At 58.0% G+C, this 11,443-nt stretch carries 10 protein-coding genes; 8 read left to right on the top strand and 2 right to left on the bottom strand.

All coding sequences use genetic code 11. The annotated features are described in order from the left end of the window. Positions 1 to 29: 29 nt before the first annotated feature. Complete coding sequence (locus tag AC3IT9_RS05450; protein ID WP_489272329.1) at positions 30 to 1,454, top strand: gamma-aminobutyraldehyde dehydrogenase; 1,425 nt, start codon at positions 30 to 32, stop codon at positions 1,452 to 1,454. 241 nt (positions 1,455 to 1,695) lie between these two features. Beyond that, positions 1,696 to 3,180: an APC family permease gene (locus tag AC3IT9_RS05445; protein WP_489272327.1), complete on the top strand. Its 1,485-nt coding sequence runs from the start codon at positions 1,696 to 1,698 to the stop codon at positions 3,178 to 3,180. A gap of 225 nt (positions 3,181 to 3,405) precedes the next feature. Here AC3IT9_RS05445 and AC3IT9_RS05440 read toward each other — a convergent pair whose 3' ends face one another. After that, the gene (locus tag AC3IT9_RS05440) at positions 3,406 to 4,443 is read right to left on the bottom strand and encodes a hypothetical protein (protein ID WP_489272326.1); all 1,038 of its coding nucleotides are present in this window, start codon (positions 4,441 to 4,443) and stop codon (positions 3,406 to 3,408) included. A gap of 551 nt (positions 4,444 to 4,994) precedes the next feature. On the opposite strand from AC3IT9_RS05440, the gene AC3IT9_RS05435 reads away from it, so the two are divergent. Next, entirely contained in the window at positions 4,995 to 5,507 is a 513-nt protein-coding gene (locus AC3IT9_RS05435) for a BRO-N domain-containing protein (RefSeq protein WP_489272325.1), read from the top strand. A 63-nt stretch (positions 5,508 to 5,570) separates the two neighbouring features. On the opposite strand, the gene AC3IT9_RS05430 is transcribed toward AC3IT9_RS05435, so the two are convergent. Then, the gene (locus AC3IT9_RS05430; RefSeq protein WP_046041279.1) at positions 5,571 to 5,756 is read right to left on the bottom strand and encodes a hypothetical protein; all 186 of its coding nucleotides are present in this window, start codon (positions 5,754 to 5,756) and stop codon (positions 5,571 to 5,573) included. Between the two features lie 416 nt (positions 5,757 to 6,172). Here AC3IT9_RS05430 and AC3IT9_RS05425 point away from each other — a divergent pair, with 416 nt between their 5' ends. The 5 genes from AC3IT9_RS05425 to AC3IT9_RS05405 all read left to right on the top strand — a co-directional run bounded on the left by AC3IT9_RS05425 (position 6,173) and on the right by AC3IT9_RS05405 (position 11,335). Continuing rightward, entirely contained in the window at positions 6,173 to 7,801 is a 1,629-nt protein-coding gene (locus AC3IT9_RS05425; RefSeq protein ID WP_150757271.1) for a glucan biosynthesis protein D, read from the top strand. Between the two features lie 277 nt (positions 7,802 to 8,078). Beyond that, a complete protein-coding gene (locus AC3IT9_RS05420) occupies positions 8,079 to 8,993 on the top strand; it encodes a glutamate/aspartate ABC transporter substrate-binding protein (protein ID WP_489272322.1) in 915 nt (304 codons plus the stop codon). Between the two features lie 193 nt (positions 8,994 to 9,186). Next, positions 9,187 to 9,933, top strand: coding sequence for an amino acid ABC transporter permease (locus AC3IT9_RS05415; RefSeq protein WP_111281261.1), 747 nt, complete (start codon positions 9,187 to 9,189; stop codon positions 9,931 to 9,933). Beyond that, positions 9,933 to 10,604 (top strand): amino acid ABC transporter permease, encoded by a 672-nt coding sequence (locus AC3IT9_RS05410; protein ID WP_150757395.1) that lies wholly within the window; start codon positions 9,933 to 9,935, stop codon positions 10,602 to 10,604. The genes AC3IT9_RS05415 and AC3IT9_RS05410 overlap by 1 nt, the downstream gene beginning before the upstream one ends. Beyond that, a complete protein-coding gene (locus AC3IT9_RS05405) occupies positions 10,601 to 11,335 on the top strand; it encodes an amino acid ABC transporter ATP-binding protein (protein WP_057716227.1) in 735 nt (244 codons plus the stop codon). Before AC3IT9_RS05410 ends, AC3IT9_RS05405 begins: the two co-directional genes overlap by 4 nt. Positions 11,336 to 11,443 lie beyond the last annotated feature (108 nt).

Below are 11,443 nucleotides of genomic sequence, written 5' to 3'. Positions count from 1 at the left end.
AAAATAAAAGTGTTAGTGAGGACAAAGCCATGCAAACCAAACTCTTGATCAACGGCCAACTGCTCGACGGCGAAGGCCCCGCCCAACCGGTGTTCAACCCGGCGCTGGGTCGTGTGCTGGTGGAAATCAACGAAGCCAGCGCAGCCCAGGTCGATGCCGCCGTACGCGCCGCCGACGCCGCGTTCGACAGCTGGTCGCATACCCCGCCGAAAGCGCGCTCGCTGCTGCTGCTCAAACTCGCCGATGCCATCGAAGCCCACGGCGAAGAGCTGGCCAAACTGGAATCGGACAACTGCGGTAAGCCCTACAGCGCCGCGCTGAACGACGAGATCCCGGCGATTGCCGACGTGTTCCGTTTCTTCGCCGGCGCCAGCCGCTGCATGAGCGGTTCGGCTGGCGGCGAGTACCTGCCCGGCCACACCTCGATGATCCGCCGCGACCCGGTGGGCGTGATCGCTTCCATCGCGCCGTGGAACTACCCGCTGATGATGATCGCCTGGAAAATCGCCCCAGCCCTGGCCGCCGGTAATACCGTGGTGCTCAAGCCGTCGGAACAAACCCCGCTGACCGCCCTGCGCCTGGCCGAACTGGCGTCGGACATTTTCCCGGCCGGTGTACTCAACCTGGTGTTCGGCCGTGGTCCTACCGTCGGTAGCCCATTGGTCACCCACCCGAAAGTGCGCATGGTGTCGCTGACCGGTTCGATTGCCACCGGCTCGAACATCATTTCCAGCACCGCCGACAGCGTCAAACGCATGCACATGGAGTTGGGCGGCAAAGCCCCGGTGATCATCTTCGACGACGCCGACATCGACGCCGCCGTCGAAGGCATCCGCACCTTCGGTTTCTACAACGCCGGGCAAGACTGCACCGCCGCCTGCCGCATCTATGCCCAGGCAGGCATCTACGACAAGTTCGTGGAGAAACTCGGCGCGGCGGTCAGCAGCATCAAGTACGGCTTACAGGATGATCCGTCGACCGAACTCGGCCCGCTGATCACCGCGCAACACCGCGACCGCGTGGCCGGTTTCGTCGAGCGCGCCATCGCCCAGCCGCACATTCGTTTGATCACTGGCGGCAAGGCTGTCGAGGGCAACGGCTACTTCTTCGAACCGACGGTACTGGCCGATGCGCAGCAGGACGACGAAATCGTGCGCCGTGAAGTGTTCGGGCCGGTGGTCTCGGTGACTAAATTCAGCGACGAAGCGCAAGTGCTGGGCTGGGCCAACGATTCGGACTACGGCCTGGCCTCCTCCGTGTGGACCGCCGACGTCGGCCGCGCCCATCGCCTGTCGGCTCGTCTGCAGTACGGCTGCACCTGGGTGAATACGCACTTCATGCTGGTCAGCGAAATGCCCCACGGCGGTCAGAAACTGTCCGGCTATGGCAAGGACATGTCCATGTACGGGCTGGAGGACTACACCGTTGTACGGCATGTGATGTTCAAGCACTAAAAGCTTCGTCGGATCGCCGCCCGGAGCAGGCTCGCTCCCACATTTGGAATGCATTCCCCTGTGGGAGCGAGCCTGCTCGCGAAATGGGTCACCACGGTTCCAAGGAAGAAACCGACACCCGGCACCACCAGGCTCCACCCCAAAGAAGACAAAACAATAACCACCGATCCGGGCGGCGCCCCCAAGGCTCCGCCACGGTTTCGGACATCCGAAATCTGCCGATTTTCCGGAGCAATCACACATGAGTGCATCACCCGATCTCTCTCCAGCCCTTGCCGACAGCGATGCCGAGCAACTACGCAAACTGGGTTACACCTCCAACTTCAATCGCAGCATGAGCCTGTGGGAAAACTTCGCCCTGGGCTTCACCTACCTGTCCCCGGTCGTCGGGGTCTATACCCTGTTCGGCCTGTGCCTGGCTGCGGGCGGGCCACCGATGTTCTGGGCTTACTTGCTGGTCGGTTGCGGCCAGTTGCTGGTGTGCCTGATCTTCGGTGAAGTGGTTTCGCAATTCCCGATTTCCGGCGGCGTGTACCCGTGGGCTCGCCGCTTGGTGGGCAAGCGCTGGGCGTGGATGGTCGGCTGGATCTACTCCATCGCATTGTGCGTGACCATCGCGGCGGTTGCCGTGGGTGCCGGTCCGTACCTCGCCGCCATGATGGGCTTTGAACCGAGCAACAACACCAACATCATCATCGCCCTGTTCCTGACGCTGTTCGCCACCTTGGTCAACCTCAGCGGCACCAAGGTACTGGCGCGGATCGCCATGTTCGGATTCCTCTGCGAACTGGTGGGCGCGGTGATCGTCGGCGTTTACCTGCTGATTTTCGAGCGTCATCAACCCATCAGCGTGTTGTTCAACACCTTCGATATCAGCGTCGACGGCTCGTACCTGCCGGCCTTCCTCACCGCGTCGCTGGCGGGGATGTTCCTGTATTACGGTTTCGAGGCCTGCGGCGATGTGGCCGAAGAAACCCCGAACCCGAGCAAGAAAATCCCGGTGGCCATGCGCATGACCATCTACATCGGCGGGATCGCGGCGATGTTCGCCTGCCTGGCGCTGATCCTCGCCGTGCCGGACATGCAAGCGGTGATCAACGGCACCGACAAGGACCCGGTCACCACCATCCTCAGCAACGCGTTTGGTCCGGTGGGTTCGAAAGTAGTGATGGGTGTGGTGATGATTTCTTTCATCTCCTGCGTGATCAGCCTGCAAGCGGCGGCCAGTCGTCTGCTGTATTCCTACGCCCGTGATGAAATGGTCATCGGCAGCCGACTACTGAAGAAGATTTCCCCTACGACTCAGGTTCCAGTTGCCGCGCTGTTCGTGTCCGGTGTCCTGCCGGCACTGATCATCATCCTCGGCTTCTTCCTGCAAGACGCGGTCGCCACCATCGTCAGCTTCGCGGCAATCGGCATCTACCTGGCGTTCCAGATGATCGTGCTCGCGGCCCTGTACGCCCGTATGAAGGGCTGGAAACCGAGCGGCAAATTCACCCTCGGCGCCTGGGGTTGGGCGGTGAACATCGGCGCGCTGGTCTATGGTGTCGGCGCCATCATCAACATGGCCTGGCCACGCACCCCGGACGCCGCGTGGTACATCAACTACGCGATGGTGCTGAGCACTGCCATCGTGATTGGTCTGGGTTTGCTCTACATGTGGATCGCCAAGCCGTATGACCACGGGAAGGCGCCTGCGGGGGATGCGTGGAAGGTTAGTCGGTAATAGTTCGTTGATCGGACGCGCTGCCCGCAGCGATGCGGGCAGGGTTGAGGTTGCTAAAACATATTGAGCATTTGAACAGACATAAAAAAACCGCCCCTAAAGGCGGTTTTACTTTCACAGAAGAGGGTATTAACCCTGTCGCCTGGGTAGAGTTCTGCTCTCTTTGCCAGGCCATGTGAGCCAATGATATTAACCGATGAAGGCGGTGTCAATTCGTTTTGCTTGTTAAAAAACAGTGGCCGCGACTTCATTTTCAGCATCCAGATTTCGTTGAAATTCGAGCTCATCCTCATACTCAAGCCCCATTTCCGCCGCCCACCTTTTGGCTAGCTCCTGGACAGCAACAAGCTGCCTCAATGCGGTATTGCGAATGTCCAACTCTGTATTGAGTTGGTCGACGACTTCCTGCAGCTTTTGAGCTTTAAGCTGAGCCTGAAGTAAATCGTTGTACGGAACATAACCGGAGGCTCCCACGGCGTGAATCAGCGCTGACCTCAGCAACTTGCTCTCGGTGACACTCAGCGCAACAGGGTACTTAACGCTCCTCCCTGTATCCCTCCCGTCGCCGAAATAGCTGATTGGAGGCAAAATTCGTTGGGTCGAAACGCACTCAAGCATGCTGCAAAGCACATAGCTTTCTTTTCCGCTGTTTTGGTAGCGAGGCATTTTGTCCAAGGTAGCCTGTTCCAGCTTGAAGGCTGACCTGTCTTCGACGGCAATAGCCCTTGATGTCACAGGGGCAACCTGAACAAGATTTTTTGATATCACCTTCACAACGACAGCAAGCCTGCGCTTATGCATCTCGGCCTCAAGCAGCGTGTCCATGTACCGCTTGTTGGACTTGCTCGACGCATCTGTGCGTGCGCTTCGCTGCACGAACCCATAGTCCACTTCGACCAGTTTCCCTTGGCGCCCCAGAAGTTTCTGTAGCTTCAAGCTTTTGTCTTTTTTCAGCGTCTGATTCAGAAAAATCTCTTTAGAAACATCCTGTCTTTGAATCAGCACCGAAAAAACAGCGGGCCGCATTGCCGTGGCGGCGGTCGACTTTATCGATTCGAGTCGCCAAAGGTGATTGCTGTCATTGATGAAGCATTTGGTCAGGAAAACCGGGTGTGGGGCTGTCCCCGGCTTGGAGCGCGGCATCCCTGGAATCAGTGTTTCACGGATATCTTCGTAAATTTCCGTTCCCAGAACGACTTGGCTGGATCCTCCGGTAGTTTTATTGATCACCGTTTCGAGATAACGGACAACGATCGTCTGCATTTGCTTCCCTGACTTGTAGAAAGAACGTTTTTTTCGCTGGACTCTTCTGAAAAAACTCGCGCCTCCCACAAGCGTTTTATAGAAGAAGCACTAGCTGGAAACTCGATCAATGCAGAAAAATCTGCAGTCCATTCTTGAACCCGGAAAAGTTATAGGAAAAATCAGGGGCGCAACGCTATGTCACCTCGCTAGATGCAAAAACAGGAAATTCCTACAGATACAGCCTTCCTGAAAAACCCTCGATTCCTACAACAAGCGTCCCCAGAGTAGACTTGGCGCCGCGAGCGCCTGACCGATAGGCTTTGCTCCGTCGCTGCCAAATCAGCGGCCCGGAGTCGAAGCCGGAACATATCAACATGGCGCATCCGCGCCCCCATATGAGCTGGGGCATTTTTTAGCCTTTCAGTTTCGCGTTATGGCGGGCCGTGTGGCGCGGGCCTCTCGGCTTCCATGTTGATCGAGAATGTTCCGACTTCGAACGCCCCACGGTCCGCCACCCAAATCTTTCGAAGGATTAGTGGCGGCTCCTTTCTTCAACATGGAGTCGAGAAATGCACAAGCACACATCACATCCGACTGAAACTCCTTCCTGCTTCATCCCCGCCGTCTTCACCCGCCACAACCGTTTCCTCCACGCCTTTATGCAAGACAACCAAGCCTGGTTCTGTGTTCAGGACCTTGGGCGCCTGATGGGCAAACCCCTGAATGAACGGCTCACCCTGAAACTCGATCCCGACCAACGTCGCACCGTCTGGCTGCGCAAGGACGGCAAAACAATCGAAACCCTGATGGTCAGCGAATCAGGCATGTACGCCTTGCTGGTTCACCACTTCGTCCCGGAAAACCGCAACCTGCGCCAGTGGTTGAGCAACGAAGTCAAACCCTCGTTGCGTGATGCGAAATCAGAGCCTGTGGAAAACCTGCCAAGCCTGAGCTCCTTGAATTGGGCCGGAGTCTCGGTGCCCTTGCTGCATTACCAACATCACGCCTGGATCAAGTGGCGAGACATGCCTGAGTTGATGCAGGTGCAGCGTCCCTTCCCAATCGCTGGCACTTGCCGCTGAAGGGAAAAATCGAGCTGATAAAAAAGGGACAGACTTCACAGTCCATCCCTTTGGTTTGCCTTATTAAAACCTCGAAACACTCCTCATCGCATCCACCAGATACCTCATCGCGATCCTGTCGCTCTCCGACAGCTCCCGATAGCGTTCCACCAGTTTCATTTCCTCGCTATTGAGTCGGCGTCTTCGTCGCCCCAGGGCCAGACACGGAAAGATTCCCAACATTTCGGTGATGCCTTGTACTTTCGACATGGACGATGTCCTTCTAAACGTCAAAGAAAACTGCAAAAAACCGCATCGCCCTCCCCCTTTTCAGCAGCCGCATAGTGCCGACTGAACCGCACCGGTCTTTCGGGCATAAACCGGTCATGTGCACAGAATAGAAATATTCCGGGCGCTGAAAAGCGGTTTTTAGAGTAATTAGTCGAAAAAAGCAGAAATGCCCTCTAAATCAGAAACCCCTGTCGGAATTGTTTCCCGACATGTCTTGTTTCATTGCTGAGACGGCGCAGTGCCACCAATCAATTTTGCTCTTCAATCGAACGGTTTAAGCTGTCGGGCATCTGTGTAAAAGTCCGTTGTGTTTGGCCGAAGGCATGTCCGAACCGATATTTCTGATCCAGCACGTGCCAGGAACGGCGCGGGATTGTTCACGACAGGTTGTATTTATGCACCGCAGGAACTTGCTCAAAGCCTCCATGGCCATCGCGGCCTACACCGGTTTGTCCGCCACGGGCCTGTTGGCCGCCAAGGCCTGGGCCGCCGGCGGTGGCACCGCTGACGGCGAAGCCACCGCGTTCGATTTCGAGGCGCTGAAGCTCCAGGCCAAACAGCTCGCCAGCAATCGCTACCAGGACACCAAGCAACAGTTGCCGCCGACCCTGGCGACCATGACGCCGCAGAACTTCAATGCGATCCGCTACGACGGCAATCATTCGTTGTGGAAAGAGCTCAAGGGCCAGCTGGACGTGCAGTTCTTCCACGTCGGCATGGGGTTCAAGCAGCCGGTGCGCATGTACAGCGTCGATCCGAAAACCCGGATGGCCCGCGAGGTGCATTTCCGCCCATCGCTGTTCAACTATGAAAACACCACGGTCGACACCGCACAGCTCAAGGGCGACCTGGGTTTCTCCGGCTTCAAGCTGTTCAAGGCCCCGGAACTGGACAAGCACGATGTCGTGTCCTTCCTCGGCGCCAGTTACTTCCGTGCGGTAGACGCCACCGGCCAGTACGGTTTGTCGGCCCGCGGGCTGGCGATCGACACCTACGCCAAGAAGCGTGAAGAATTCCCTGACTTCACCAAGTTCTGGTTCGAGACACCGAACAAGGACAGCACCCGCTTCGTGGTCTACGCCCTGCTCGACTCGCCGAGCGCCACCGGTGCCTACCGCTTCGATATCGACTGCCAGGCCGAGCGCGTGGTGATGGAGGTCGATGCCCACGTCAACGCCCGTACCGCCATCGACCAGTTGGGCATTGCGCCGATGACCAGCATGTTCAGTTGCGGCACCCACGAGCGCCGCATGTGCGACACCATTCACCCGCAAATCCATGACTCCGACCGCCTGGCCATGTGGCGCGGTAACGGCGAGTGGATCTGCCGCCCGCTGAACAACCCGGCGACCCTGCAATTCAATGCCTTTGCCGATACCGACCCGAAGGGCTTCGGCCTGGTGCAGACCGACCACGAGTTCGCCAGTTATCAGGACACCGTCGACTGGTACAGCCGCCGCCCGAGCCTGTGGGTAGAACCGACCACCGCGTGGGGCGAAGGCTCGGTCGATCTGCTGGAGATCCCGACCACCGGAGAAACCATGGACAACATCGTCGCCTTCTGGACGCCGAAGAAACCGGTAGCTGCGGGGGATTCGTTGAACTACGGCTACAAGCTCTACTGGAGCGCATTGCCGCCAGTCGGAACGCCGTTGGCACGGGTCAACGCGACCCGTTCGGGCATGGGCGGCTTCACCGAAGGCTGGGCGCCAGGCGAGCATTACCCGCCAGTCTGGGCCCGTCGTTTTGCCGTGGACTTCACCGGCGGCGGCCTGGACCGCTTGCCTGAAGGCGCGGGCATCGAGCCGGTAGTCACTTGCTCGAACGGCGAGGTCAAGGATTTCAGCGTGCTCAAGCTCGACGACATCAAGGGCTACCGCATCCTGTTTGACTGGTACCCGACCAATGACAGCGTCGAGCCCGTCGAGCTGCGCCTGTTCATCCGCACCAACGACCGCACGCTGAGTGAAACCTGGTTGTACCAGTACTTCCCGCCGGCTCCCGACAAGCGCAAGTACACCTGATGATCGGGTAGCACCCTGCCACCATTCGGTTTTCCGAACGCGACCTGCGGGTCGGTTCGGTTAACCGGATCATCTCAGTGAAATCTCAACGCAAAAAATATTTAATTCACTTATAAATCAATGACTTGATCAATTCGCACTGGTCTGGCACGAGTCATGCTCTACACTTCTTCGACGAATGTCCTTTGCGCCGACTCATCGTAGCGCTCAGGTGTTTTGCAGCACAAAAGGGCCGGTGAACTGGCTCCATAAAAAAAACAATGTCGAGGAAAATTTGATGCGCATCGTTCCCCATATCCTGGGCGCAGCCATTGCTGCCGCTCTGATCAGCACGCCAGTTTTCGCCGCCGAACTCACCGGCACCCTGAAGAAGATCAAAGACTCCGGCACCATCACCCTGGGCCATCGCGACGCTTCCATTCCGTTTTCCTACATTGCAGACGCTTCCGGCAAACCGGTCGGCTACTCCCACGACATCCAGTTGAAAGTCGTCGAAGCCATCAAAAAAGACCTGGATATGCCGAACCTCCAGGTCAAATACAACCTGGTGACTTCGCAAACCCGCATCCCGCTGGTGCAGAACGGCACCGTGGACCTCGAGTGCGGTTCCACCACCAACAACGTCGAGCGTCAGCAGCAAGTTGACTTCTCCGTTGGCATCTTCGAAATCGGTACTCGCCTGCTGTCCAAGGCAGACTCCAAGTACAAGGATTTCGACGATCTGAAAGGCAAGAACGTCGTGACCACCGCCGGCACCACGTCCGAGCGCATCCTCAAGGCGATGAACGCCGACAAGCAGATGGGCATGAACGTCATCTCCGCCAAAGACCACGGCGAGTCGTTCCAGATGCTGGAAACCGGTCGTGCAGTGGCCTTCATGATGGACGACGCCCTGCTGGCCGGTGAAGCTGCCAAGGCCAAGAAGGCCAGTGACTGGGCCGTGACCGGCACTCCACAGTCCTACGAAATCTACGGCTGCATGGTGCGCAAAGGCGACGAGCCGTTCAAAAAGGCTGTGGATGACGCCATCAAGGCCACCTACGCATCGGGCGAGATCAACAAGATCTACGAAAAATGGTTCATGCAACCAATCCCGCCAAAAGGCCTGAACCTGAACTTCCCGATGAGCGAAGAACTCAAGGTCCTGATCGCCAAACCGACTGATAAAGCGGCTGACGACAAGAAATCCTGATTTCTGACTAACCTTATCTCCTGAGAGGGCCCTCGCCCTTTCAGGAGGTGGTCACTTCCTGCTGGCATTTCTGGAAACACTCGAACCGGTGGCTGTCGAGCCGAGCGCGTGTGCCTGACTCTCAAGGTCAGGCGGGAACGGAGCTTCCCCCAAGCGGGCACTTGTACATCGATTGAACTGAGGGGAGACCCTAATGAATTACAACTGGGACTGGGGCGTGTTCTTCAAGTCCACCGGCGTGGGCAGCGAGACCTATTTCGACTGGTACGTGTCCGGTCTGGCCTGGACCATCGGTATCGCCATCGCGGCCTGGATCATCGCCCTGACACTGGGCTCGATCCTGGGCGTCATGCGTACCGTGCCGAACCGCATCGTATCGGGCATCGCCACCTGCTACGTCGAACTCTTCCGTAACGTGCCGCTGCTGGTTCAGCTGTTCATCTGGTACTTCCTGGTACCCGACCTGCTGCCGGCGGACCTGCAAGAGTGGTACAAGCAGGATCTGAACCCGACCACCTCGGCCTTCCTCAGCGTCGTCGTGTGCCTGGGCCTGTTCACCACCGCCCGGGTTTGCGAACAGGTGCGCACCGGTATCCAGGCCCTGCCAAAAGGCCAGGAATCCGCGGCCCGCGCCATGGGTTTCAAGCTGCCGCAGATCTACTGGAACGTGCTGCTGCCACAGGCCTACCGGATCATCATTCCGCCGCTCACCTCGGAATTCTTGAACGTCTTCAAGAACACCTCCGTGGCCTCGCTGATCGGCTTGATGGAATTGCTCGCGCAGACCAAACAGACCGCCGAGTTCTCCGCCAACCTGTTCGAAGCCTTTACCCTGGCAACGCTGATCTACTTCACCCTGAACATGAGCCTGATGTTGCTGATGCGCCTGGTCGAGAAGAAAGTCGCCGTACCGGGCCTGATCTCCGTAGGGGGTAAATGATGGAATTCGACTTCTCGGGCATCATCCCGTCCCTGCCGGGCCTGTGGAACGGCATGATCATGACCCTCAAGCTGATGGCCATGGGCGTGGTCGGCGGGATCATCCTCGGCACCCTCCTGGCATTGATGCGTCTGTCCCACAGCAAGCTGCTGTCGAACATCGCCGGCGCGTACGTCAACTATTTCCGCTCGATCCCGTTGCTGCTGGTGATCACCTGGTTCTACCTGGCGGTGCCGTTCGTGCTGCGCTGGATCACCGGCGAAGACACGCCGATCGGCGCGTTCGCCTCGTGCATCGTGGCCTTCATGATGTTCGAAGCGGCGTACTTCTGCGAAATCGTCCGCGCCGGTGTGCAGTCGATTCCCAAGGGCCAGATGGGCGCCGCCCAGGCCCTTGGCATGAGCTATAGCCAGATGATGCGCCTGATCATCCTGCCGCAAGCGTTCCGCAAGATGACGCCGCTGTTGCTGCAACAGAGCATCATCCTGTTTCAGGACACCTCGCTGGTCTACGCCGTCGGCCTGGTGGACTTCCTCAATGCTTCGCGCGCCAGTGGCGACATCATTGGCCGCTCCAATGAGTTCCTGATTTTCGCGGGTCTCGTGTACTTCATCATCAGCTTTGCCGCCTCGCAGCTGGTCAAGCGTCTGCAAAAAAGGTTCGCCGTATGATCTCTATCAAAAGCATCAACAAGTGGTATGGGGACTTCCAGGTACTGACTGATTGCAGCACCGAGGTCAAAAAAGGCGAAGTGATCGTGGTGTGCGGGCCATCCGGTTCCGGCAAGTCGACCCTGATCAAGTGCGTCAACGCCCTGGAACCGTTCCAGAAAGGCGACATCGTGGTCGACGGCACCTCCATCGCCGACCCGAAGACCAACCTGCCGAAACTGCGTTCCCGCGTGGGCATGGTGTTCCAGCACTTCGAGCTGTTCCCGCACCTGACCATCACCGAAAACCTGACCATCGCGCAGATCAAGGTCTTGGGCCGCAGCAAGGAAGAAGCCACCAAGAAAGGCCTGCAACTGCTCGAACGCGTCGGTCTCTCGGCCCACGCCCACAAGCATCCAGGCCAACTGTCCGGCGGTCAGCAACAGCGTGTGGCGATTGCCCGTGCGCTGGCGATGGACCCGATCGTCATGCTGTTCGACGAACCGACCTCGGCGCTGGACCCGGAAATGGTCAACGAAGTGCTCGACGTGATGGTGCAACTGGCCCACGAAGGCATGACCATGATGTGCGTGACCCACGAAATGGGCTTCGCCCGTAAAGTGGCCGACCGCGTGATTTTCATGGACCAGGGCAAGATCATCGAAGACTGCAAGAAAGAAGAGTTCTTCGGCGACATCAACGCCCGCGCCGAGCGTACGCAGCACTTCCTCAACAAGATTCTGCAGCACTAAAAGCAGTGGGCAATAGCCCGAAGGCACACCGATCCTCTGTGGGAGCGAGCTTGCTCGCGATAGCGGACTGACATTCAACATCAATGTTGACTGTGATGAAGTCATCGC

Source organism: Pseudomonas sp. KH_046_1, from assembly GCF_057839025.1.
Note: the sequence above shows the minus strand (reverse complement) of the source record. Positions and strands in the feature narration are given on the sequence as shown.